This is a genomic window from Shewanella sp. A32 (assembly GCF_029167175.1).
Taxonomy (GTDB): domain Bacteria; phylum Pseudomonadota; class Gammaproteobacteria; order Enterobacterales; family Shewanellaceae; genus Shewanella; species Shewanella yunxiaonensis.
In genome coordinates this window covers 210,922-234,070 of sequence record NZ_JARFTS010000002.1, presented here as the reverse complement: position 1 = coordinate 234,070, position 23,149 = coordinate 210,922, and the positions used below count along the sequence as shown (strand labels likewise).

The following is a 23,149-nucleotide window of genomic DNA, read 5'->3' as shown; positions in this document are numbered from 1 at the left end:
GCAAGGATTTTGTTAATGACCCCCAGTAAAAGTTTATTGTTTGCATTGTGTACTCTTGTACTGAGCCAATTTGCGATGGCAGCACCACAACCGTTGGACCGTATTGCGGTACAGGTAAACAACGGGGTAATTCTGGAAAGTGAAATCCAGACGATGATGACCCAGGTCAAAGATGATGCCCAGAAAAAGGGTCAAAAACTGCCATCGGACGATGCCCTGCGCACCCAGGTTATTGAACGTCTCATTCTGACTAAACTGCAACTACAAACTGCTGAGCGTATCGGCCTGCATATTGGGGATCTGCAACTGGATCAGACAATTGCCAATATTGCAAAGCAGCAGAATATGACAGTGCCAGAGCTGCAAGCCAAGGTTGAAGCTGATGGTCAGAGTTTCAGCCAATACCGTGAGCAGTTACGTGAAGACATCACGCTGGGTGAAATTCAGCGTATTCAGGTGCAGCGCCGTATCCAGGTGTCGCCACAGGAAATTGATAACCTGGTCAAACTGATCCAGGAGCAGGGGTTGAAAGATGTGGAATTCCAGATCGGTCATATCCTGATCGAAGTGCCCGCCAATGCCACACCTGATCAAGTTGAAAATGCGCGTAAACGTGCCGATACCGTATTATCCAGATTGAAAGAAGGCGCGGATTTCCGTGAGATGGCGATTGCTGCGTCAGCTGGTCCTAAAGCGCTGGAAGGCGGTATTTGGGATTATATGAACATCAACGAAATGCCAACACTGTTTGCTGAAGTGGTAAACGGTGCGAAGAAAGGTGACATCATCGGCCCAATCAAAAGCAGCGCTGGCTTCCATATCATCAAAATCATGGATGCGCGCGGATTGGAAACCAAAGAAGTACAGGAAGTTAAAGCTCGCCACATCCTGTTGAAGCCATCACCCATTCTCTCCGAAGAACGCGCTAAGGCGACCCTTGAGAAATTCATTAAGGATATCAAGAGTGGTAAAGAGAAATTTGAAGATCTGGCCCGTAAATATTCTGAAGACCCAGGCTCTGCTACAAAAGGTGGCGAATTGGGTTGGGCTGAACCAAGCATTTATGTTCCTGAATTCGCCCAGACACTCGCTCAACTGAAAGAAGGTCAAATCAGCGAACCTTTCCGTTCCTCTTTTGGCTGGCATATCGTCGAGCTTGAAGGCCGCCGCACCACTGACGCCACTAAAGAGTTCAACACAAACCGCGCTCATGAATTAATATTCCGTCGTAAATTCAACGAAGAATTGCAAAACTGGCTGGACGAAATGCGGGCGAGCGCATACATTGAAATTCTTGATTCTCAATCTAACAGAGGTTAAGCAGATTGGACACTAAACGTATTGCCATCACCGCCGGTGATCCCGCCGGGATTGGCCCGGAACTGGTAGTACAATTGGCTCAGCGCAGCTGGCCAGCAGAGCTGGTGGTCTGCGCCGATCCGTCGCTGTTACAATCCCGCGCAAAAATGCTGGGACTGAGTCTACAGCTCCGTCCATATCAACCGTCACAACCGCCAAGGCCACAAGAGGCCGGTACACTCACTATCGTACCGTTTCAGATGGCCGTTGAAGCGCGCTGTGGTGTGCTTGACGAACAAAACAGTACCTATGTAGTAGAAACCCTTAGCTACGCCGGTGAAAAGAATATGAACGGTGAGTTTGATGCCGTGGTCACCGGTCCTGTGCACAAGGGCATTATTAACCAGGCAGGCATTCCCTTTTCTGGTCATACTGAATTTTTTGCCCACCAAGCCGGCTGTAAAGATGTGGTGATGATGCTGGCTTGCCCTGGTCTTCAGGTTGCCCTGGTTACAACCCATATTCCGCTTGCCTATGTTGCTAAAGCGATTACCCGTGACCGTCTGCATCAAGTGATTAATATCCTGCATCACGATCTGGTTAATCGGTTCGCCATCGAAAATCCGAAAATATACGTCTGCGGCCTGAATCCTCATGCAGGAGAAAATGGTCATCTGGGCCGTGAGGAGTTAGATGTGATAATTCCGGCACTCGATGAGTTGCGTCAGGAAGGAATGCATATCGTCGGTCCACTGCCTGCCGACACCTTATTCCAGCCAAAATACCTGGAAGATGCTGACGTAGTGCTATCGATGTACCACGATCAAGGCTTGCCTGTGTTAAAATCCATGGGATTCGGAAAATCCGTTAACATCACACTTGGATTGCCTTATATCAGAACCTCTGTTGATCACGGTACTGCACTGGAGTTAGCGGGCACCGGTAAAGCAGATCTCGGCAGTTTTGTCTGCGCGCTGAATAAGGCTATTGAACTGGCGCATAAGAACTGATCCCCACAGAGCATTAATGAGCAATAAAGTACATTTAGGCCATACGGCCAGGAAACGTTTTGGTCAGAATTTTCTGACTGATAGTAATATTATCAACCGCATTGTTGCTGCTATCTCGCCAGATAACGAGCACGTAATGGTTGAGATTGGTCCCGGATTAGCCGCATTGACTGAACCGGTTGCGGAAGGCATCGACCGCCTTACCGTCATCGAGCTCGATCGTGACTTAGTCGAACGGCTTAAACATCACCCAGTTCTCAAAGATAAATTAGAGATCCACCAAGGTGATGCCCTGCAATTCGATTTCAATAAGCTGTTGCAGCCAGGCAAAAAGCTCAAGGTGTTTGGCAACTTGCCTTACAACATCTCTACGCCATTGATGTTTCATTTGTTTAGTTTTGCTGAACACATCGCCAACATGCACTTCATGCTGCAAAAAGAAGTGGTGTTACGTTTATCAGCGGCGCCGGGTAGCAAAGCATACGGTAGACTGACCGTCATGGCCCAGTATTACTGCCAAGTGGTGCCAGTACTTGAAGTGCCGCCACAAAGTTTCACGCCACCGCCCAAAGTTGATTCGGCCGTTGTGAGGTTAATACCCTATGAGCAGAAGCCATGGCAATGCCATGATGTACACTTATTAGAAAGTATCACGGCTACTGCCTTTAATATGCGGCGGAAGACATTAAGGAACAATCTTAAGCAGCTATTCAGTGATGAAGATTTTGCCACGCTCAATATTGATCCTGGGATGAGACCAGAGCAGATTAGCGTAAGTCAATACGTCGCACTGGCTAATCACCTATACCAAAAACAACAGTAAACTGCAGGGACGCCAAATGGCGTCCTTTGTTTCCCCCGTCAAGTCACATGCCATAGGAAGGGAAATGAATCAGCAAGCACCAATAAAAATCGAGGTTAAAACCGAATATATTGCCCATCAGTCTGCCCCTGAAGAAGACCGATATCTGTTCAGCTATACCATTACCATCGTCAATTTGAGTGACGAAAACGTCACCTTGAAGAGCCGCCACTGGATTATTACTGACGCTAACGGTAAAAAGACAGAGGTACAAGGGGCTGGAGTGGTTGGAGAAACGCCCAAAATTCAACCAAACACGGCGTATCAGTATAGTAGTGGTACAGTGTTAGAAACTCCCCTTGGTTTTATGGAAGGTCGATATCTGATGGAAACGGATCAGGGTCAAAGCTTTTATGCCCCGATAAAAGCTTTTCGCCTGGCTGTCCCCGGAATGATCCATTAGGAAGGAAAGTTGTAGTGGCAAATTATTTTGTAGGCGATATTCATGGTTGCTTCAGCGAATTAAAAAAACTGCTGGAAGTTGTTGATTTTAATCCATCACAAGATGTTCTTTGGTCCGTTGGGGATCTGATTGCCAGAGGACCAGAGTCACTCGCGACATTGCGCTATTTTGAGCATCTTGATAACGCTGCAAGAATAGTGCTTGGCAATCACGAATTGAATCTGTTCGGGATTAACGCCGGATTTCGTAGCCCCCGCCCATCTTGCCAGTTAACTGAGCTTATCCAATCCCATGACTTTCCACGGCTATTGGAGTGGCTTCGATTACAGCCGTTATTGCAAGAGATGCCCGAACATCAGCTGGTAATGACACATGCGGGAGTTCCGCCACAGTGGGATCTATCCGCGTTGCGACGAGAAGCTACTCGCGTATCTGATGCCCTGCAACGTGCAAACTACCTCGAAGCAGTCATCAGCCCCATGTATACTGATGCGCCCGAGGGATGGCATGCAGATCTGCAGGAGTCTGAATTGATCCGCTACTGCATTAATGCACTTACCCGTATTCGTTTTCTCTACACCGATGGCCGATTGGATTTTGCCTGCAAATTGCCCCCGGATGAATGTGATATAGAAGAGCTAAAGCCTTGGTTCAAATTTCCTTCGAAAACCGATGAATTAACTAAGGTTTTTGGCCATTGGGCGGCGTTGATGGGTGAGACTGGCAACGCCAAAATCCAAGCACTGGATACCGGGTGCTGCTGGGATCAATATCTTACACTTTGGCATCTGGAATCGAATCAAAAAATCACCCAGTCCAGGTTGAAAAAAGGTTAAACTAACGCGATTTTTGGCCGATATTTTAGCGATTGCGCTTTATAAAAATTAACCTAATTACCAATCATAAATTGTTCCGGAGTAATGTATGAAGTTAAACATGGCCACACGAGTAATCGCCGGGTTTACGGTGGTGACCTTGTTATTGCTAATACTTGGTGCAGTGTCTTGGCTAACGAATGACGAGTTAAAAAAGGCCACTCAAGTGACTCAAAAATTGAGCATTCCGGCACTTGATACCACTAACTCGTTGTCGGAAATTCTCAGCGAACAGCAAAGACTGATCCTGGTGGCGTTTCATACGCCCTACTCTTCTGGGATGCCAGAGATAACCGGCAAATTTGAACAACAGAACGCAACTTTTGATAATCAATATAATGAGTTATTAACCCTGCTGCAGGGCCAACAAAATATCCAGACCATCCTGCCCGAAGTTAATAGTAGTTACCAAGCGTTTACCGAGCTAGGTAAACGGATAATGGATAATAAATTGCAGGCGCTCAAGATCCAGGAAAGTCTTGAGAAAAGACGAGAGCAACTGGACTCAAATACTGATGATGTCGGTTCAGTGTTACTCGACTTAGTAGATCTAGAGAGCAATGGTGATGCAACTAAACGGGATATCGCAGCCGCAGCCTCGGCTGTCGATAGCAACATGACCAGCATGGCCAGTACTGTATATGATCTCATCGCGGCTAAAGATCAAAGTAAATATGACCTGATTAACAAAGAGTTGGGTTATATCATCAATGATGCTCAAACAAAAGTTGCTTATATCGCTCAACACGGTGAAGGCATCGTCAAGGCTAGTACGCTCAAAGACATCGCCCAACAGACTGGCGCGATTTTCAAACAATTGCAGGGAGCAGACTCTATTCAGGCGCAAAAGGGACTGGAAGTACAACTACTCACCAGTACTCAAAATGATTTGAACCAATCAGAAACGCTTAAAGGTAACGCGGTTACCTCAATGAAACATCTTTCTACCGCGATTGAGAAGCTGTCGAATGATATCAATGCTGAAGTGCTGAATAGCATCAATTCCGCCAGCCTGAAAACACTGTTTGTAGTTGTGATCGCGATTTTAGTCGCTATCGGGGTAAGCATCGCTGTTGTAAAACCGCTGACGGCTGCATTGAAAGAGATTAATCATGCGCTCAGAGTCGTAGCCTCGGGGGATCTGACACATAAACTGGATGATTCAGGTCATGATGAATTTGCTGAGTTATCCGGCAACTGTAACCGGCTTATCGACAGTCTGAGACAATTAATCACCAGCATTCTTGATCGCTCTAACCAGCTTGCCTCCGCCGCAGAAGAAACCTCTGCAATTACAACGCAAGCAACGGCTAGCGTGCAAGAACAGAAAGCGCAGGTTGACCAAGCTGCCGCCGCCACCACCGAGTTAAGTTCAAGTGCACAGCAGGTATCAGTAAGTGCTGACCATGCATTAGCACAAATCAAGAAGGCTGACGAACAAACGCAGAATATGCATGGCATTGCAGAAGAAAATCGGCGCACTATTGAATCGTTGGCGAATGAGGTGGCAAAAGCTGCCAAAGTAATTAATAAAGTGCATGCCGACAGCGCTACGATTGGCACCATTCTCGATGTCATTCGTGGCGTTGCAGAACAAACAAATCTGCTGGCGCTTAATGCTGCAATTGAAGCGGCAAGGGCTGGAGAACAAGGACGCGGATTTGCCGTGGTTGCCGATGAAGTTCGCAGTTTAGCATCGCGCACACAACAATCTACCAGTGAAATTCAGCAAATGATTGAGATGCTGCAAAAAGGCACTAAAGAAGCAGTAGCAGTCATGGAATATGGTCAAACTCAGGCAAAACTCTGTGTAGAAAAAAATGAGATTTCTAACCAAGCGCTGGTATCGATCAGTGACTCGGTGCATCAAGCTTATGATGCTGGCACACAGATTTCTGGCGCCGCACAAGAACAAAACATTGTTAGCCAGCAAGTGTCTGAGAAATTAGAAGATATTGCACAGATTTCTGATGAAACAGCGATTGGGTCGGCTCAGACAGCAGAGTCAAGTCATCAAGTGGCTAAACTTGCTGAGGAACTGCAATCCTCAGTACGAGAATTTAAAGTTTAAAATTTAAAGGATATACAAAGTAAAAAGCCGCATATATGCGGCTTTTTATTCAACGATTATTCTTCTTCACCGCCACCGGCACCGCCTAAACGTTCTTTAATCGCCGAGGTGATAATGCTACTGCCAAAGCCGTTAGCTTCAGCCCACTGAAGAATGGTCTTACCGTCCGATTCAGTTGCTTGTAGTTCATTGCCAGAAAGACGCTTGGCAATATATTCGCCGGTTTCTTCTGATTTTGATTGGAAAGCTATGCGTAGCAAACTAGTTCCATCACAGACAACTCCAGGATAAATGTTACGTAGTTTTACGCGATTCTCTTTCAATTTTTTACGTAACCGGTTCTTATCGTTAGATTTTACATAATCACAAATACCCGCAATAAAAGCGGCATCATCCGCCTTTGCTGGCGTAGGTATTGAGATTGAGGATACGGCGACCAGCGCAGCTATAGCCACAGGGAATAAGCGCATCATTCACTCCTTATTTATTGTTTTTGTTCCAGTTTTCACTGAGTTTACTCAGAGGTTTTAAATACTTGAAGGATTTTACACACTTTTAACGTATTTGAGAAAGTGAAATTCTAGGCCATCCGCACTGTGTCCAACTTCTTCTGAGGATTTGATCCAGTTCCCATCATCCCAATGGGGAAACCAGGTATCACCTTCAACGTCTAGTGCTATCTCTGTCAGATAAAGGACATCGGCTTGAGGGAGGGCTTCAGCGTAAAGCTGACCACCGCCGATCACCATCAATTCCTCACAGACATCAGCTTTGGTCATCGCATCTTCAAATGAAGAAGCAACTGTTACGCCAGGGAGGATATAATCGCTTCTCCGTGTAATCACAATGTTTTGTCGCCCAGGTAAGGGCCGACCGATTGATTCATAGGTACGCCTGCCCATAACAACCGGTTTGCCCATCGTCACTTGTTTAAAATGGCGTAGATCTTCCGGTAAATGCCAAGGCATCTTGTTATCTTTACCGATGACACGATTATTAGCCATTGCGGCTATCAAGGCGATGCGCATGAAGACTCCGTTGCAAACAGATTAAATAATTGGGCGGGTACGATAATACACGAGCGAAGGCATTGCCAATCCAACCGATAGAGCCCCCAGAATAAATAGTGTTTTAACCCCATTTAACACGACCTGGTTCAATACTTCACTGCGCACTTCGGAGTGAGCCGCCAACTCCACCATTGCAATGACCGTGTTATAGGCGTAGGAACCAGGGATCATCGGAATAATAGCCGCGACGCCATACAACAGCGGCGGAGCCAAATGCCGCTTGGCAAAAATAATGGTCATCACACCTATTAAAGCCGCCGCCATGAATGTTGCCCATTCAATTGGCATAGATAGAAATTGCAGCAAAATTGTGCGAAAGCAGTGGCCGACCGCACCAGCCAGTGCGCAATAGGGTAAAAAGCGCCGTGGTACGTTAAATAACATGGCAAAACCCACGGCAGGAAACGACGCAAAAAAAGCATCGTCAGCTAACTTAAGCAGCAGTTCCATCACTTCAACAGCCCCCCTAATTGCATCGCAATGGTGATACCAATAACGGAGGCTACTGTCATTAAGGTTGCTTGCCCCCAACGTGCAATACCCACATTCATATGGCCTTTCACCATATCCGATATGGCATTAATCATCGGGAAACCAGGGACTAACATCAGCACTGACGCAGCGACAGACAATCTTGGCGTAGTCGTAAGTGGGTACATGAATCCAACTTGCGCCAACATACTCGTGACAAATGCCGTAACGGCAAAATTCACTAGTACATTAAAGTGCTTAGCGGCCATCGCCAAGCGCACATACATCCCAATGGCTGAGGCAAAAAAAGTAATAGAGCAAGCTGTCGCATCGCCACCAGAAAGATGACAAAAACTACCACACGATAGCGCGACAAACGGAATAAGAACCCATTTGGGGTAGGTCCGAGGATGGATGTGAGCTAAACGTTTACGAACGTCGTTAGGCCCATAAAGCCCCTTTTCTGTTAACAGGCAAATTCGCTGGAGTTCACAAACAACAGCCATGTTGATGCCGTGTTGGCGAATGCGCCGTGTGGTTGTCACACAACGTCCGTGCACCAGGCTAGTCAATACAAGGGAATTAGAGGAAATCGACAGTTCAACGCTTGCAAGGCCAAGCGCCTGACCAAGGCGCTGACTTAACTCTTCGACTAAGTCAGATTCAGCGCCATAGGCTAACAAAAGTTGAGCAGCCCGGACTACCTGCCGGGTGATATCATTTTGGGTATCAGCATACACAGGAGTTCAGGCTCTCTTTTATCAGCGATTAACGTTGGTATATAACCTCGACGTCATAATCGTCGTCATCGAAGTCATCGTCAAATTCATCATCATATTCTTCGTTGAGATCGTCAGCGTTTTCCAGATGATCACTACCCCATTTGAACTCGACCTCGTCATCCGGGTCATTATCCTGCTCTTCTGCCGGCAATTTGCTGATGAAGTCATATAACTTCTCAGCCAGTGCCGCAGTTCCCTCGCGGGTATAAGCAGACATGGTATATACATCACCTTCCCAACCTAAGTCTGCGACTACCTTGGCAACTTTTTCCTGAAGTTCTTCTGCAAGCAATAAATCCGTTTTATTGAATACCAGCCAACGGGGTTTCCCTGCAAGTTTAGGCGAATATTTTTCCAACTCAGCGACGATAGAGCGTGCAGATTCTGCAGGATCCGAACCATCAACGGGCTCAATATCCACAATATGCAACAATATGCGACAACGCTCCAGATGTTTTAGAAAACGGATCCCAAGACCAGCCCCCTCTGCCGCACCTTCAATCAGACCGGGGATATCGGCAATCACGAAACTTTGTCCAGGACGTGGGTTAACCACCCCCAGATTCGGCACCAGCGTAGTAAAGGGGTAATCAGCCACTTTTGGAGTAGCACGCGAAACGGCACGGATGAAGGTAGATTTGCCCGCATTTGGCATACCCAACAAGCCTACATCCGCTAACAATAACAGCTCCAAACGTAAACTACGGACTTCGCCGGGAGTTCCCATCGTTTTTTGCCTAGGGGCACGGTTGACACTGCTCTTAAATCGGGTATTCCCTAAACCATGAAAACCACCTTTAGCCACCAACAGTTTCTGGCCGCTTTGAGTCAAATCACCCAACACTTCGTCGGTGTCTTCATCAACAGCGCGGGTGCCAACTGGGACCCTGAGTACCAGATCCTGTCCCCCATGGCCAGTACAATCGCGGCTACGACCATTTTCACCACGCTCTGCGGCATGAAAGCGCTCAAAGCGATAATCGATCAGTGTATTGAGATTTTCGTCAGCCAGCAGATACACGTTACCGCCGTCACCACCGTCGCCGCCATCAGGGCCACCATCAGGCAGATACTTCTCACGCCTGAAGCTGACGCAGCCGTTTCCACCATCACCGGCTTCGACTCTAATCACCGCCTCATCAACAAACTTCATAAACTCTCCTGACACCCCTGAATGTTCGAATTATATCCGCTAATTTCAGCGGGCACCAAAAACAAATAATACCAAAACAAAAGCCCCACCAATGGCGGGGCTTTGCAGTAAAGGTCGAGATTACTCTTCGATGCTAACGAACTTGCGGTTGTTAGGACCTTTAACTTCAAATTTCACTTTGCCGTCAGCCAGGGCAAACAGAGTATGGTCACGACCGATACCTACGTTTACACCAGCGTGGAACTTAGTACCACGTTGACGAACAATAATGTTGCCTGCCAGTACAGACTCACCGCCAAAGCGTTTTACACCAAGACGTTTACTTTCTGAATCGCGGCCGTTACGAGTAGAACCGCCAGCTTTTTTATGTGCCATGAGTCAGACTCCTAATTAAGCATTGATTGCTGTGATTTTGACTTCAGTGAACCACTGACGGTGGCCCATTTTCTTCTCGTGGTGTTTACGACGACGAAACTTCTGAATAGTTACTTTTTCGTCACGACCGTGGCTAACAACAGTAGCAAGCACTTTGCCACCAGCAACCAACGGAGTACCCACTTTTACGTCTTCACCATTAGCAACCAATAATACTTGGTCAAATTCAATGGTTTCACCTGTAGCAACTTCGATTTTTTCTAAGCGTACAGTGTGACCTTCAGCAACACGGTGCTGCTTACCACCACTTTGAAAAACAGCGTACATAGCTATTTTACTCCGAAATTCCTAACACACCGGCCATCTTCCGGTCCGGGTGCTACAAAAACTTTAATGACAATGGGCGCGGATTCTACGCGAAGAATCACCAGCTGGCAAGCCTAAAATAGCCGTGATTAAAAAAAGCCGGCCTTATCGCCCACAAACGCTGCTTAACTACTGTCTTATACAATAATTTTAGGTAAACTTTGCTACATTATAACACTTTATCGGGGCTCGCGCGGTCCCGCTCAATCAGAGTCTACTATGGATTTAACCATTATCCGTCAGCTGGCTGATGCGGATATGCAAGCAGTCAATCAACTGATATACAAGCAGCTGGAATCCGACGTTGCACTGATCAATCAATTGGGCTTTTACATTATTAATGGTGGTGGCAAAAGAATGCGCCCACTGTTATCTGTATTGGCAGCTCGAGCTATCGGTTATGAAGGACAAGCTCACCTAAAGCTGGCAGCCATTGTTGAGTTTATCCACACCGCATCGTTACTCCATGATGATGTTGTGGACGAGTCGACTTTGCGCCGAGGTCGAGAAACCGCTAACGCCCTATTTGGTAATAGTGCCAGCGTTCTGGTTGGCGATTTCCTTTATACCCGAGCCTTCCAGATGATGACTGAGCTGGATTCAATGGTGGTGTTGAAGGTACTGGCCGATACCACGAACGTGCTGGCTGAAGGCGAGGTCTTGCAATTAATGAATTGTAACGACCCAGACACAACAGAAGCCAGCTATATGCGAGTGATTTACTGTAAAACGGCCAAACTATTTGAGGCTGCGACGCGCCTAGCGGGGGTACTGGCAAACTGCCCACCCGAGATGGAACAAGCGCTGGCTGATTACGGTAAATATCTTGGTACTGCATTCCAATTAACCGATGACTTACTGGATTACACTGCCGAGACTGAAGAACTGGGTAAAAATATTGGTGATGACTTGGCAGAAGGAAAACCAACTCTGCCACTTATTTATGCAATGGCTCATGGTGACGAACATGCACGTCAGGTGATACGCAAAGCGATTGAAGAAGGTAATGGTACCGAACATATTGAAACCATTGTCGACACGCTAAATACCTGCGGAGCACTGGATTACACTCACCAAAGAGCTTTGCAAGAAGCTGACAAAGCGATTAGCGCTGTCGCGATTTTACCTGAAAGTGATTTTAAGCAGGCATTAATCAGTCTTGCAAAAATAGCGGTTTCACGTAGCAATTAAGGTATAACCTCGGAAATACGCAGTTTTGATAATAAAAAAGCGGCATGATGCCGCTTTTTTATTTAATTGGTATCGAGCTTATTTTACAAAGTCGACACCTAACTGAATATCAGCTTTCAGCGTATCAAGCATGCTATCTCGTGCTTTGATTTCAAATTCACTGAGTTCGCCACATGGCAATAATTGTTCGATACCATTTTTGCCGAGCAATATTGGTTGCGCAAACAAAGGTGCAAACTCACTGCCACCATCGACATAGGCACATTCCACGACGTTTGCTTCGCCTTGCAAGCCCCTAATCAACGACATGCAGAAGCGGAAAGCAGCTTGCCCCATGGACAAAGTGGCACTACCACCACCCGCTTTGGCATCAACCACCTCAGTGCCTGCATTCTGGATACGTTTAGTCAAAGCAGCCACTTCTTCATCGGTGAAGCTGACGCCTTTTACCTGTGACAGCAAAGGCAGGATAGTGACGCCACTGTGACCACCGATAACCTTGATCTTAACGTCGGCAATATCAATACCTTTTAGCTCAGATATAAAGGTTTCAGAGCGGATAACGTCAAGGGTTGTCACACCAAACAGCCGGTTTTTATCGTAAACACCCGCTTTCTTCAAAACCTCTGCGGCAATGGCCACCGTGGTATTGACTGGGTTGGTAATTACGCCAATTAATGCTGTTGGACAAACTACCGCGACTTTTTCAATTAAGTTCCGCACGATACCGGCGTTAATATTGAATAGATCCGACCGATCCATTCCCGGTTTACGCGCGACACCAGCGGAGATCAGAACAACATCTGCACCTTCGAGAGCCGGAGATGGATCTTCACCCGCAAAACCTTTAACCTTCACGGCGGTTGGAATATGGCTCAAGTCTACGGCAACACCGGGGGTAACCGGTGCAATGTCATACAGTGATAAATCAGAACCAGCAGGCAACTGGGTTTTTAACAGCAGAGCGAGGGCCTGACCAATACCACCGGCGGCACCAAGTACGGCAACTTTCATAGTACTCTCCGTCATTCTCGGGTTTTTATGTGACACAGATCTTATTTTGTGTGGCAAAAATCTATGACATCAATAGGTAAATAGCAATTATCCATTAGTCACATAAGACTTTATAAAGCTTCGAAGGCATTCTCGAAACATTGCTAATAACAATATAGGTCCAGCCTTTATTTCTCTCAAATTAAGCCAAACTGAATTTTTATTCACAAAAAATGACTATTACTTGACAGTAAATTCAAAAATATGCAGTATACGCCGGTCAGGATGAATAGAGACGCTGGACAAATATGACCGCGACCAAGAACCAGGACGATCTGATTAGGACGTTCAAAGCTATTTTAAAAGAAGAACGCTTTGGCTCTCAGAGTGAAATAGTTAACGCTCTCCAGACCGAAGGTTTTACCAACATAAATCAATCCAAAGTATCCCGGATGTTAAGTAAGTATGGGGCAGTACGCACCCGCAATGCCAAGCAAGAGATGGTTTACTGTCTCCCAGCTGAACTTGGTGTTCCTACCGCGGGTAGCCCACTGAAAAATCTGGTACTTGATGTCGATCATAATCAGGCAATGATTGTGGTAAGAACCAGTCCAGGAGCCGCGCAATTAATTGCGCGATTACTAGACTCTATCGGCAAACCAGAAGGGATCCTAGGCACGATTGCCGGTGATGATACCATCTTCATCTGTCCATCAAGCATCAAGGGGATCGAAGATACCCTGGAAACAGTAAAATCACTGTTTAATTATGCGGAGTAATACCAAGAAAATAACAAACGCACGCTAAAGTGCGTTTGTTATGGCTAACTTACAACTCACTGTAATGAATCATGAAATCCAGAGATGGTGCAAAAAATGATGACCCGGTTACAGCCTGAGTGAAATGCATCAAGTGGTCATGGTTCCCTTCGCCATCACCAAACACCATACTGTGAAGCATTTTTTCAAAGTGAGTCGGCGTTTTGCAGGTCGCAATAAACATTAACCCTTGGTGCTTCACAGTACCAAACGGCAAACTTTGACGTAGAATCTCCATAGATTCACCATGCTCATCCTTGAGATTCACTCGTTTAATATGTGCAGTCAAAGGCTTATCTTCAGACTCATATTCGATATTATCCTGCTTAGTCCGACCAATAATATCTTCCTGTTTCTTGGTTGGTAAGCGCTGCCACTTACGCAGATTGTGTACATACTTTTGGACGTGTATGTAGCTTCCACCTCTAAATTCAGGATCTTCTTCCCCCACCAGAGCCACCTGCTGACGGTTTCGGCCTTTCGGATTTTCTGTCCCGTCTACGAAACCAGTAAGATCGCGAGCGTCCATGTAACGGAACCCTCGTTCTTCGTCATCCAGTTCAGCTAACCCCTCAAGCATGCCGTAAACTTCATTTGCAACTAAATGCAGTATGTCCAAACGGTCACAACGCAGATGGAAAAACAGGTCATATTCGATTGCAGGGGCATCACGGTCGCCACTTTCCATTGCTGGGAATGGGCGCAATTCCGCCGGACGAGTGTCTGGGTATAACGCATCCCAGTAATTGGCACCAATCGCGACAAATCCGTTGAAGGCACTGTCTGCATATTGATCTGCCAATTCATAAATATACTGGGCAATATTGGCGAGGCATGGGCGCATCTGAGCCTCAACACCATCATTGGCATTGAACATCAAATAGACAGCGTGTAAATTGCCTTCCGCACAGATACCTAGTTGTTCCCGGGGCATATCTAGTGAGTCCATCCCAAAATCCTTTATCAGCTTAAACCGTATTCGGCACTATTATCCGTTACTTGAGCCAAAATTTACACTGAAACAAAGGGTTTTGAGATCAAAGCCATTAATATCCTGCTACTTGTCCGTCTTTGCGGCTTTCGGAAGCACCGCAATATACGCCAGTTTGCAAATCTCTCGCGATGGCCTGATAACCACCAAAAGCCCCCAGTGAATCCCGCAGAATGTGCCCTTTTTTCATCAATTCGCGTCGAGTTTCCATCGGGAACCCAGACTCAAGGCTTACGTAACCACCATCAGTCATCTGCTCCCCTGTCGGTTGAGTGGAGCCGGTATGTAAAATACGAGGTGCATCTCCTGCTTCTTGCAAATTCATACCAAAATCAATCAAATTGATAAGTATTTGGGCATGCATTTGGGGTTGCGTGGCACCGCCCATCACGCCGAAACTAAGCCAAGGTTTACCGTTTTTGGTCACAAATGCGGGAATAATGGTGTGAAATGGCCGTTTACCTGGTGCATAGCTGTTAAAACGCCCGGGAGTCAGATCAAACAATTGTCCGCGATCTTGTAGCACAAAGCCTAAATCTGGAGGCGTCATACCAGAGCCCATACCACGATAGTTACTCTGGATCAGAGACACCATGTTACCCTCGTTATCAGCGGTAGTGAGGTAGACAGTATCACCATGTTGTAGGTTAGGATTGCCCGGTTCTACGCTCCTTGCGGCTCGTTCCGGATCGATCAATTTTGCGCGTTGATAGTTGTAATCTTGCGAAATCAAGTCTTTAACTGGGATCTTATTAAAATCGGGATCTGCATAGAATTTGGCACGGTCCGCAAATGCCAGCTTTTTCGCCTCGACAAATAAATGCACATATTCAGGGCTGGTCTGTCCCATCGCCTTTACATTGTAGGGCTCCATGGTCTTTAAAATCTGTAATGCGGCAATGCCTTGGCCGTTAGGAGGCAGTTCCCAAACATCATATCCGCGATAATTAGCTGATACCGGTTTGACCCATTCGCTATGATGACTGGCCAGATCGTCGTAACTCAAATAGCCACCCTGAGCTTTCATATAGGCTGCGATACTGCGAGCAATACTTCCTTTGTAAAACTCATCTCTACCGCCCTTGGCTATTTTTTCCAGAGTATTTGCCAATGCAGGATTCTTGAATATTTCACCGGTTTTTGGCATGTGGCCATTGGGCATATAGGTCTCTTTAAAACCCGGATATTTAGCCAAACGCTTGCCACTCAGCTGCATGTAGTACGCAATCAATTCCGAGACGGGAACGCCTTCTCGGGCATAGCGAATCGCTGGCGCAAGATTGCTTTTCATCGGTAATTTACCGAACTTACTGTGAAGCTGATACCAACCATCAACCGCCCCCGGCACTGATACGGGTAACGGCCCGTAGGGTGGTAAGTAATCCAAGCCTTTTGCCTTAAGTATTTCCAGCGTCAATGATTTTGGGCTTCTGCCAGAAGCGTTAAGGCCATAGAGCTGCTTATCTTTCGCACTCCAGACAATGGCAAAAAGATCGCCACCGACCCCAGAACCTGTGGGCTCCACCAATCCCAACATCGCATCTGCGGCAATCGCTGCATCGACCGCACTACCACCGTCTTTGAGGATATCCAGCGCTACTTGAGTTGCCAGTGGCTGGCTAGTCGCAGCCATCCCATGCACTGCATAAACTGCTGAGCGGCTGGCAAATGCCTTCCCCGTTATCCTGTCGTAAGCTAATGCATCAGCAGTGGAGAAAATCAGCAGCGACACAACCGTTAAAAACGACCATCGATAAATATTGATCATAGCGTTAGTCGAAACTTTTACCTTCGGATTAGATGTGAACATAGTCGGTTGAGACCGGTGATTACACAATGCAATAAACGTAACATAACAGTGACATACTGTTCATAACGAGCAATGTATTGAAACAATTCTCTCGATGACTACCTCCTTTCGTAATTCTCCGCTAACACGCCATATTTCAACTAAACTAGAAGGCAATGAAAATACTCAAAAAAATAATCAGGGAGAGTGGTATGTATGAGATAGGGTTTCTGCTGCTGGCAGTGCTGGTGCTCGGCTACCTTTTTCGTCACCGCTGGCAAACAAAAAAAAATAAAGAATCACGTGCTAGAACAGCTCCCCCGAAAGCATCCCCCTTTAAAGCCGTTAGCATTGAGTGCACTGGCTTTCCGTGTAAAGCGGCGGCCCAATTATCGGGGAAACGTTTTCTGCCGCAAGATGCCCCTAGCTTGCCATTAGCCACATGTGATAACCCAGACTGCAAATGCCGCTATATGCACCACGAAGATCGGCGAACTCCCGGCACAGGTCGCCGTATTCATGTTGGTCTAATTACCGATTTATACGGTCATAATGGGGAAGCAGAAAGGCGTAAAAACCCTGCTGGCCGCAGATATATGGATACGTACAAGCTTGGATAGGTTGCGGTAACACAATTGGGACATTATTGACTGACAAGATTTAAGGCTCAACGCAATATTCACAACAATCACACCACTACAGTGTCAAAGTCGTCTTACCACAGGTGCTCGGTGCGGCTTTGCCCAACCTCTGCCGTACAAGTTAAATTCATGCCAATTTCCGCAAGGTCACTTATTTAATAAGTCGGAAACATTGAACACTAAATAGGTTCATGGCGCCTCATATAAAAATCGAGTAATGAAACTTTGTTCATATCCTCCAGCATAAAAGCAGCTCTATAGGTTGCGGATCCAGAAACGTATAGATTTCCATCCACAACTTTGATTGGTGGTAAATTCGGAGCTGGAAAGCAATCGTGGGAATTTAGTTACCAATACTTCTCTGTTGTGATCTGCCCTGGTGCTCGCCGCAAGTTTTTATGTAATCCCCGCGCCGTTAAAAGTTCAATTGTGCTGTGGATCATCCCCGGGTTTCCACATAACATCACCTGAGAATCTGTGGCTGTAATTGTGATACCGGCTTGCCGTTCAATTTCGCCGGAGGCAATGCCATCGGGAATTCGGCAATGTAACATCCCGGATTGCGTTTCGCGGGTCACGCTGGGCAGGAAGCAGAACTGCGTATTCTTACGAGCCAAGGTCTGCAACTTATCAAGATATGCCAAATCAGCCACTAGTCTGGCACCGTAGACCAATATTACTTGCTCAAATCGTTGCCAAGGTTCGGCAGTGTCTAACATCGACAAAAATGGTCCGACGGCCGTCCCAGTCGCTAACATCCAAAGATGTCGTCCCTGTAGCTTGCCAGAGGGCAATTCCGGTAACGTCAGGAATCCGGTAGCAGGAACATTGACCTCAACAACATCCCCTGGTAAGAGCAAGTGCAATGCTGGCGATAAACTTCCGTCGGGAACGGTGACCGCCAAAATTTCGATGTAGTTGCTGCCAGGCGCATTCACTACAGAATAGGCCCTGGCAACTCGCTTGCCTTGTATCTCCATCCCCAGCTTAACGAATTGTCCCGCAATAAAAGGGCCAATATCGACAGCTATCTTCAAACTGAAGAGCCTACTGTTCCAGTCAGTCCGCTCAATCACTTTACCGACGTGCCACATAGTCTCTCCACCGAATGAGTCACCTAACTAAAGTTAAGCATACGCCACACGACACATAACAAAAACCCCTTCCATTGAAGGGGTTTAAGCGACGATACATTTGGATTCAGCTCGCGGTATCTGTAGTAGCATTATCGCTGTTAAAACTGTCACGAAACGCCGTTAATCCTTTCTGAACATACTCATAGGTGGCATTGACACCGTCAGCGATATCCCCATTTAGTACGTTTAACTTATCCAGGATATTCCGCGCCTCAGCAAAACCATTGTCGATGGCGCTACCAATAACATCCATGAAGCCACTAAGCTGGTCTGCTGCACTTTTATCTGGATTTTGTTGTTGATAGACCGAGAAAAACTGCGTCGCAAAATCCACAATTCGTCCAGCGGTAGCTTCCGGCGAATAATCCATTTCTTGCTGTTGTGATAGTTGCGGCGCCGAATTTCCCATGGGCCCGGCCAATTCCTGATTAATAGCATCAATTGCTGTCCGGTAAAGCAATTGCATGGGTTTATCACCGCTGCTTATCGACACCTGTTCCTGTGCTGAAGCAATCGCCTGATTCATCAATTGCTGGCTAATATGACGGGCACTTTTACTGCGGGCGACTTCAGATACGGCTTTACCGTGGTTGCCATCCACCACCGCCGCTTTATCGGTAGCGACCTTAGATACCTGGTAACCATGATTTTGGATTTCCATCATTTAGTCCTCGCGCATATTAAGCATTCATCTCATTATCGACCATTTTTTACACAAATTTAGATCAATTCAGATTTAAGTGCGGCAAGTAACATCGACATACCGGAGCGAACAAGCAGCACGACCATGGCATATAGCAGGCGAAACAAGAGGCGGTAGAGGTGTTTAACATCAAACAAAATATAGGATTGCGGGATTTTAAATTTACAACAGATTGTCACATTGAATGTGTTAAATTAGCATAAAGCTAATTTAGCTATTGCGTAAACTAAAAATATTACCTAAGTTAGATTGTGCGCCACATCACAAAAAATGTTAGAATGCCGCCATTAATCATTTGGAACAGCTGAAAGGGAGAGTTAAAGGTGAAGACCACATATGTCAGCCGAACACCCACTAGCACAGACTGCACAAAAAATGCGTCATTAAGCTGCCAAAACTGTAGCCGACTAATTGAGATTGAGGGCGAAATGCTATGTTACCGGGGGGGTAAAATCACCGGTCTACGCCCTGTGTCCGAACAAGATGGCTGCGTTAATCTCCTCTGTGATGGCTGGCAAACACGTCAAGCTGACAACAAGTAACTCTTTTCCACTCTACTAAAGTCCTGCCATTGTAGCTTGTTCGGCGGCGGCATGTGATGTTCCCAATAAATGCCAATCCATATCGTCGTGTATGGGCAAAGATAGCTTTTTGCACAGCGTAAGACCTCGTGTCGACACAATCAGCCCCGCCAGTAATTCAATATGCAACTGCTGCAACGCACAATCACCCAATCCACGTTGCTTTAAGGTAGCAGCTAAGCTGCGCCAATCTGTAGTGACCCGTTTACTGGTTCCTTCAAGGCTTACCAATAGTGCAATATTTTCCATAGCATTACCTTTTTATAGATAAAGTTGACTACAGAACAAGTATGCAATCGCACAACTGAATCGCTACTGAATTACTTGTGGGTAATTTGCACAGAAATCAGCCAAATGTACTGAGAGTCAATCAGCACTTCACCTCATTTTTCGCTGAACTGTCACATTGTGACGATAGTATGGTGTTCACCGCTAACCGCTGAGATAACATTGTCGCTAACGTTAAAACCTTTTACATTTTTAAACAAAGTATTAGCGCAAATGTGATTATCTCTGACGCAGGAATTTGGTACTCTAAGTCAATTCTCAGGAAGTCAGTTTACCACCTGGATTGTGGGCCCTTTTAGTGCAGCGCTATTAGACAGTTAGTTAAAGGACCTAAGCATCATGGAATCCAAAGTTCAATATCCCCCTTTACCACTGATCCAAACCTGGGTTTGGATGATGGTCGAGTCAGGAAACCCCGAAATTCAAGCAAAAGGCCGAAACAATCTCATTGCTTCATTTGGAAGTCTGGCCAAAGCCAATGAGTATTTGCAGCAGAAAATGCAAAAATAACAGGCACAATAACTGTGCCTGTTATGCTTTGATAACATGTTTAAACTGCAGTAGATTTTCTTCTGGCAAGCACACTTTCATTAAGTAAGGCGAGCAGTTTTTCTGTGTCATCCCAGCCGATACAAGCATCGGTGATACTCTGACCATAGCGTAATGGTTGGCCGATTTTAAGTTCCTGATTTCCTTCAACCAGGTTACTTTCTACCATCAGGCCGAACACACTCTGCTCGCCTTGCTGTAGCTGCAGACATACGTCTTCGGCTACCTGCATCTGACGCCGATAATCTTTATGCGAATTGGCATGACTGATATCAATCATGATTTTGAGCGGCAATCCAGCTTTCTTTAATTGCGCTTTGGTTGCGGCAACAGATGCTGCATCATAGTTTGGTTCTTTTCCACCGCGCAAAATGATGTGGCAGTCATCATTTCCTTTGGTTGACACAATCGCTGAGTGCCCGAATTTAGTCACCGACAGAAAATAGTGCGAGGCACTGGCAGCCCCAATCGCATCAATGGCAATCTTGATGTTGCCATCAGTACCATTTTTAAAACCTACCGGGCAGGACAAACCTGAAGCCAGTTCTCGGTGTACCTGAGACTCAGTGGTACGGGCACCTATCGCCCCCCAGCACATCAAGTCCGCAACATACTGCGGCGTAATCATGTCAAGAAATTCACCGGCAGTCGGCAGCCCCATATCATTCAGATCCAGCAATAACTTACGGGCTTTACGCAACCCATCATTTAGCTGAAAACTTTTGTCCATATATGGATCGTTGATCAAACCTTTCCAGCCAACTGTGGTTCTGGGCTTTTCAAAATAAACCCGCATCACCACTTCAAGCTGGTCTTTATAACGTTCCCTGAGCGCTAAAAGGCGCTGACCGTACTCGAGGGCAGCTTCAGGATCGTGAATCGAACATGGTCCAATGATTACCAATAACCGATCGTCTTGAGTATGTAACATCTGGTGGATGCTGCGACGGGCATTGAATACAGTGGCCGATGCATTGTCCGTTGCAGGAAATCGTTCCAGAATAGCGATTGGTGGTAAAAGTTGCTTAACCTCTTTAATTCTCACATCATCATTCTGGTACGACATAGGATTCTTCTAACTCCGACTAATTAATCATAGGTGAGGCTCAAATCTAGCCTTTATGCCACCATGATGCAATGCTGAAAATTACCGGATTAATGCAGCGTCAGTACGTTCAATTTGGCTTGATAGCGCTTAGTCCAATTATCGTCGCGACTCAATAGCAGAGCTTTGCGTAAATTAGCTTCTGCCGCTTTTCGTTCTCCTAACATCCAGTAACTGCGTGATAATCCAAAATAGAATTCATGCCGATAATTCGCTTTTTCAATAGCTTGTCGATACCAACGAATGGCATCGCTAAAGCGTTGTTCGCGATAGGCTTGTTGGCCCATTCCGTAGTAATAATAAGGATTACGGATCCGCTCCAGCTCCAGAATACGATTCACGGCTATCCATTCATCAAGCCGGCCTTCCAGGTCAAGTAACACGGCAAGATTATAAAGTGTGGTCAAATTATTGGGTTCGAGCTGCAAGGCATGACGATATACAACTTCTGCCATCGGCTGCAGGTGATTGTTACGATACACAATCGCAAGATTGTTAAGCGCCGCAATAAATTGAGGTTGCAGCTGTAAACTGACTTTCAATAGCGCGTATGCCCTATTCCAGTCATCATTAATCATCGCTTCTGCCGCCAGATTATTGAAAAACATCGCCTGTACCATTGACTCATCAACTCTGTCGGTGCGATAGGCTCTTAAGGTTTCAGCAGGCACAAAATCCACCACTAGTTCAGTATCTGCAGCATCAAAGATATTGGGCTGCTCTAACGCTTTCAGACGCAGATTAATGTGGCCATTGAGCAAGTTAAAATTGCCTCGTTGATCCCAGACTGGGGGAACCGAGACACTTTGATAGATCACACCGACATCCAGCACTTTGGCCAATGCCGCAGTCAGTACAACCAACGACATGCAGTTACCGTGACGTTTATACAAAGTGTCGGCAGCAATTCGAGTGTCGTTATCCTGATAACGAAATCCACCGCGACTCGCACTAAGATAGTTAGCTAGCCATTTGTGTGCAGGTAAGCCTCTTCGTAAGGTTTGCTGCCGTTGGAAATCAGCTCTGATTTCGCGGATCTCATCTGGCGGCAACTGAAAAATCACATCCGGTGCGGGAATATCAGACACTGCTTTAAAATGCGCGTCCTGCCATAACGCAGAGAGATCCGTTGAGACTTGTGCCGTAGTCGAGCATCCCGAGACCCACAACAGACAAAGCAACACCATCAAAGGTATACGCAATAACACCATTAGCATCCCACATCACTTTGACAAATATTACCTCTATAAGCTTATGTCAGCTTTTACTGAAATGCAGATTATCTAGCCCCAGATGGCGTGGGAGTTGGCACACCGATATAACCCTGTCGCCCACGAAATTGATAAGCGCGATACGAAAACCCGTTGCAGCGGTAGTGCACATAAGGCGTATGAAATGAGCGACATCCTAACGGTAACGTTTGAATAAGTTGGATTTGCTGTTGATTACGCAAAAACTCTTGCCATTCATGTTGCTGTTTTAACTCATCTCTGATGCCAAAAATCTCTTCAGGCGACACATCGCTTTTGACAATCACTTGCCCTGCATGCACCAAACAGGGCCAAAAAATTAACAATAACAAGGTATAGCGCATCGTCTATTCCTTCTACACATAAAAAAACAGGGT

At 46.3% G+C, this 23,149-nt stretch carries 26 protein-coding genes; 10 read left to right on the top strand and 16 right to left on the bottom strand.

Annotated elements, in window-relative coordinates; genetic code table 11:
• Positions 1–15: 15 nt before the first annotated feature.
• From surA to PY479_RS03015, 6 genes are all read left to right on the top strand, one after another.
• Entirely contained in the window at positions 16–1,320 is a 1,305-nt protein-coding gene (gene surA / locus PY479_RS03040; protein ID WP_212595602.1) for a peptidylprolyl isomerase SurA, read from the top strand.
• A 5-nt stretch (positions 1,321–1,325) separates the two neighbouring features.
• Entirely contained in the window at positions 1,326–2,309 is a 984-nt protein-coding gene (gene pdxA, locus PY479_RS03035; protein WP_275482835.1) for a 4-hydroxythreonine-4-phosphate dehydrogenase PdxA, read from the top strand.
• 16 nt (positions 2,310–2,325) lie between these two features.
• Positions 2,326–3,132 carry a 16S rRNA (adenine(1518)-N(6)/adenine(1519)-N(6))-dimethyltransferase RsmA gene (gene rsmA, locus PY479_RS03030; RefSeq protein ID WP_212595600.1) on the top strand — a complete coding sequence of 269 codons (807 nt, stop codon included), beginning with the start codon at positions 2,326–2,328 and terminating at the stop codon, positions 3,130–3,132.
• A gap of 64 nt (positions 3,133–3,196) precedes the next feature.
• A complete protein-coding gene (gene apaG, locus PY479_RS03025; RefSeq protein WP_275482834.1) occupies positions 3,197–3,574 on the top strand; it encodes a Co2+/Mg2+ efflux protein ApaG in 378 nt (125 codons plus the stop codon).
• A 14-nt stretch (positions 3,575–3,588) separates the two neighbouring features.
• Positions 3,589–4,410 (top strand): symmetrical bis(5'-nucleosyl)-tetraphosphatase, encoded by an 822-nt coding sequence (locus tag PY479_RS03020; RefSeq protein WP_275482833.1) that lies wholly within the window; start codon positions 3,589–3,591, stop codon positions 4,408–4,410.
• An 88-nt stretch (positions 4,411–4,498) separates the two neighbouring features.
• On the top strand, positions 4,499–6,520 hold the full coding sequence (locus PY479_RS03015) for a methyl-accepting chemotaxis protein (protein ID WP_275482832.1): 2,022 nt from the start codon (positions 4,499–4,501) through the stop codon (positions 6,518–6,520).
• A 56-nt stretch (positions 6,521–6,576) separates the two neighbouring features.
• Here PY479_RS03015 and PY479_RS03010 read toward each other — a convergent pair whose 3' ends face one another.
• From PY479_RS03010 to rplU, 7 genes are all read right to left on the bottom strand, one after another.
• On the bottom strand, positions 6,577–6,990 hold the full coding sequence (locus tag PY479_RS03010) for a DUF3718 domain-containing protein (protein WP_212596516.1): 414 nt from the start codon (positions 6,988–6,990) through the stop codon (positions 6,577–6,579).
• Between the two features lie 75 nt (positions 6,991–7,065).
• Complete coding sequence (locus PY479_RS03005; RefSeq protein ID WP_212595596.1) at positions 7,066–7,548, bottom strand: dihydrofolate reductase; 483 nt, start codon at positions 7,546–7,548, stop codon at positions 7,066–7,068.
• Between the two features lie 21 nt (positions 7,549–7,569).
• On the bottom strand, positions 7,570–8,043 hold the full coding sequence (locus tag PY479_RS03000) for a threonine/serine exporter family protein (RefSeq protein ID WP_212595595.1): 474 nt from the start codon (positions 8,041–8,043) through the stop codon (positions 7,570–7,572).
• Positions 8,040–8,801, bottom strand: coding sequence for a threonine/serine exporter family protein (locus PY479_RS02995; protein WP_275482831.1), 762 nt, complete (start codon positions 8,799–8,801; stop codon positions 8,040–8,042). The genes PY479_RS03000 and PY479_RS02995 overlap by 4 nt, the downstream gene beginning before the upstream one ends.
• 28 nt (positions 8,802–8,829) lie before the next feature.
• Complete coding sequence (gene cgtA, locus PY479_RS02990; protein ID WP_212595593.1) at positions 8,830–9,996, bottom strand: Obg family GTPase CgtA; 1,167 nt, start codon at positions 9,994–9,996, stop codon at positions 8,830–8,832.
• A 120-nt stretch (positions 9,997–10,116) separates the two neighbouring features.
• Positions 10,117–10,371 carry a 50S ribosomal protein L27 gene (gene rpmA / locus PY479_RS02985; protein ID WP_212595592.1) on the bottom strand — a complete coding sequence of 85 codons (255 nt, stop codon included), beginning with the start codon at positions 10,369–10,371 and terminating at the stop codon, positions 10,117–10,119.
• Between the two features lie 15 nt (positions 10,372–10,386).
• Positions 10,387–10,698: a 50S ribosomal protein L21 gene (gene rplU / locus PY479_RS02980; RefSeq protein WP_133040353.1), complete on the bottom strand. Its 312-nt coding sequence runs from the start codon at positions 10,696–10,698 to the stop codon at positions 10,387–10,389.
• A 258-nt stretch (positions 10,699–10,956) separates the two neighbouring features.
• On the opposite strand from rplU, the gene ispB reads away from it, so the two are divergent.
• The gene (gene ispB / locus PY479_RS02975) at positions 10,957–11,928 is read left to right on the top strand and encodes an octaprenyl diphosphate synthase (RefSeq protein ID WP_212595591.1); all 972 of its coding nucleotides are present in this window, start codon (positions 10,957–10,959) and stop codon (positions 11,926–11,928) included.
• A 78-nt stretch (positions 11,929–12,006) separates the two neighbouring features.
• Here ispB and mdh read toward each other — a convergent pair whose 3' ends face one another.
• On the bottom strand, positions 12,007–12,942 hold the full coding sequence (gene mdh / locus PY479_RS02970; protein ID WP_212595590.1) for a malate dehydrogenase: 936 nt from the start codon (positions 12,940–12,942) through the stop codon (positions 12,007–12,009).
• 287 nt (positions 12,943–13,229) lie between these two features.
• Here mdh and argR point away from each other — a divergent pair, with 287 nt between their 5' ends.
• Entirely contained in the window at positions 13,230–13,700 is a 471-nt protein-coding gene (gene argR, locus PY479_RS02965; protein ID WP_212595589.1) for a transcriptional regulator ArgR, read from the top strand.
• A 49-nt stretch (positions 13,701–13,749) separates the two neighbouring features.
• On the opposite strand, the gene PY479_RS02960 is transcribed toward argR, so the two are convergent.
• Complete coding sequence (locus tag PY479_RS02960; protein WP_212595588.1) at positions 13,750–14,688, bottom strand: Dyp-type peroxidase; 939 nt, start codon at positions 14,686–14,688, stop codon at positions 13,750–13,752.
• 97 nt (positions 14,689–14,785) lie between these two features.
• Positions 14,786–16,498 carry a gamma-glutamyltransferase gene (ggt, locus tag PY479_RS02955; RefSeq protein WP_275482869.1) on the bottom strand — a complete coding sequence of 571 codons (1,713 nt, stop codon included), beginning with the start codon at positions 16,496–16,498 and terminating at the stop codon, positions 14,786–14,788.
• 197 nt (positions 16,499–16,695) lie between these two features.
• Here ggt and PY479_RS02950 point away from each other — a divergent pair, with 197 nt between their 5' ends.
• Positions 16,696–17,139, top strand: a complete 444-nt coding sequence (locus PY479_RS02950; protein ID WP_275482829.1) for a hypothetical protein — start codon at positions 16,696–16,698, stop codon at positions 17,137–17,139.
• A 368-nt stretch (positions 17,140–17,507) separates the two neighbouring features.
• Here the strand turns inward: PY479_RS02950 and PY479_RS02945 are convergent, their stop codons facing one another.
• From PY479_RS02945 to PY479_RS02935, 3 genes are all read right to left on the bottom strand, one after another.
• Positions 17,508–18,254 (bottom strand): ferredoxin--NADP reductase, encoded by a 747-nt coding sequence (locus PY479_RS02945; protein ID WP_275482828.1) that lies wholly within the window; start codon positions 18,252–18,254, stop codon positions 17,508–17,510.
• Between the two features lie 106 nt (positions 18,255–18,360).
• A complete protein-coding gene (locus PY479_RS02940; protein ID WP_275482868.1) occupies positions 18,361–18,957 on the bottom strand; it encodes a DUF5610 domain-containing protein in 597 nt (198 codons plus the stop codon).
• Positions 18,958–19,556: 599 nt separating this feature from the next.
• Entirely contained in the window at positions 19,557–19,829 is a 273-nt protein-coding gene (locus PY479_RS02935) for a hypothetical protein (protein WP_275482827.1), read from the bottom strand.
• A gap of 378 nt (positions 19,830–20,207) precedes the next feature.
• Between PY479_RS02935 and PY479_RS02930 the strand changes: the two genes are divergently transcribed.
• Positions 20,208–20,378: a hypothetical protein gene (locus tag PY479_RS02930; RefSeq protein ID WP_275482826.1), complete on the top strand. Its 171-nt coding sequence runs from the start codon at positions 20,208–20,210 to the stop codon at positions 20,376–20,378.
• Between the two features lie 40 nt (positions 20,379–20,418).
• Here PY479_RS02930 and aroG read toward each other — a convergent pair whose 3' ends face one another.
• The 3 genes from aroG to PY479_RS02915 all read right to left on the bottom strand — a co-directional run bounded on the left by aroG (position 20,419) and on the right by PY479_RS02915 (position 23,116).
• A complete protein-coding gene (gene aroG / locus PY479_RS02925; protein WP_275482825.1) occupies positions 20,419–21,483 on the bottom strand; it encodes a 3-deoxy-7-phosphoheptulonate synthase AroG in 1,065 nt (354 codons plus the stop codon).
• A gap of 89 nt (positions 21,484–21,572) precedes the next feature.
• Entirely contained in the window at positions 21,573–22,733 is a 1,161-nt protein-coding gene (locus PY479_RS02920; protein WP_228730412.1) for a hypothetical protein, read from the bottom strand.
• Positions 22,734–22,801: 68 nt separating this feature from the next.
• Complete coding sequence (locus PY479_RS02915) at positions 22,802–23,116, bottom strand: hypothetical protein (RefSeq protein ID WP_275482824.1); 315 nt, start codon at positions 23,114–23,116, stop codon at positions 22,802–22,804.
• Positions 23,117–23,149 lie beyond the last annotated feature (33 nt).

Bases quoted from the DNA above. Each gene is read 5' to 3' on its own strand.
- PY479_RS03015 (WP_275482832.1), top strand. From the start codon at position 4,499: ATGAAGTTAAACATGGCCACACGAGTAATCGCCGGGTTTACGGTGGTG.
- cgtA (WP_212595593.1), bottom strand. From the start codon at position 9,996: ATGAAGTTTGTTGATGAGGCGGTGATTAGAGTCGAAGCCGGTGATGGT.
- PY479_RS02950 (WP_275482829.1), top strand. From the start codon at position 16,696: ATGAAAATACTCAAAAAAATAATCAGGGAGAGTGGTATGTATGAGATA.
- PY479_RS02940 (WP_275482868.1), bottom strand. From the start codon at position 18,957: ATGGAAATCCAAAATCATGGTTACCAGGTATCTAAGGTCGCTACCGAT.
- surA (WP_212595602.1), top strand. From the start codon at position 16: ATGACCCCCAGTAAAAGTTTATTGTTTGCATTGTGTACTCTTGTACTG.
- ggt (WP_275482869.1), bottom strand. From the start codon at position 16,498: ATGATCAATATTTATCGATGGTCGTTTTTAACGGTTGTGTCGCTGCTG.
- PY479_RS03010 (WP_212596516.1), bottom strand. From the start codon at position 6,990: ATGCGCTTATTCCCTGTGGCTATAGCTGCGCTGGTCGCCGTATCCTCA.
- argR (WP_212595589.1), top strand. From the start codon at position 13,230: ATGACCGCGACCAAGAACCAGGACGATCTGATTAGGACGTTCAAAGCT.
- PY479_RS02920 (WP_228730412.1), bottom strand. From the start codon at position 22,733: ATGGTGTTATTGCGTATACCTTTGATGGTGTTGCTTTGTCTGTTGTGG.
- PY479_RS02945 (WP_275482828.1), bottom strand. From the start codon at position 18,254: ATGTGGCACGTCGGTAAAGTGATTGAGCGGACTGACTGGAACAGTAGG.
- ispB (WP_212595591.1), top strand. From the start codon at position 10,957: ATGGATTTAACCATTATCCGTCAGCTGGCTGATGCGGATATGCAAGCA.
- aroG (WP_275482825.1), bottom strand. From the start codon at position 21,483: ATGTCGTACCAGAATGATGATGTGAGAATTAAAGAGGTTAAGCAACTT.
- PY479_RS02935 (WP_275482827.1), bottom strand. From the start codon at position 19,829: ATGGAAAATATTGCACTATTGGTAAGCCTTGAAGGAACCAGTAAACGG.
- rplU (WP_133040353.1), bottom strand. From the start codon at position 10,698: ATGTACGCTGTTTTTCAAAGTGGTGGTAAGCAGCACCGTGTTGCTGAA.
- rpmA (WP_212595592.1), bottom strand. From the start codon at position 10,371: ATGGCACATAAAAAAGCTGGCGGTTCTACTCGTAACGGCCGCGATTCA.
- mdh (WP_212595590.1), bottom strand. From the start codon at position 12,942: ATGAAAGTTGCCGTACTTGGTGCCGCCGGTGGTATTGGTCAGGCCCTC.
- apaG (WP_275482834.1), top strand. From the start codon at position 3,197: ATGAATCAGCAAGCACCAATAAAAATCGAGGTTAAAACCGAATATATT.
- rsmA (WP_212595600.1), top strand. From the start codon at position 2,326: ATGAGCAATAAAGTACATTTAGGCCATACGGCCAGGAAACGTTTTGGT.
- PY479_RS02960 (WP_212595588.1), bottom strand. From the start codon at position 14,688: ATGGACTCACTAGATATGCCCCGGGAACAACTAGGTATCTGTGCGGAA.
- PY479_RS03005 (WP_212595596.1), bottom strand. From the start codon at position 7,548: ATGCGCATCGCCTTGATAGCCGCAATGGCTAATAATCGTGTCATCGGT.
- PY479_RS02930 (WP_275482826.1), top strand. From the start codon at position 20,208: ATGGAATCCAAAGTTCAATATCCCCCTTTACCACTGATCCAAACCTGG.
- PY479_RS02915 (WP_275482824.1), bottom strand. From the start codon at position 23,116: ATGCGCTATACCTTGTTATTGTTAATTTTTTGGCCCTGTTTGGTGCAT.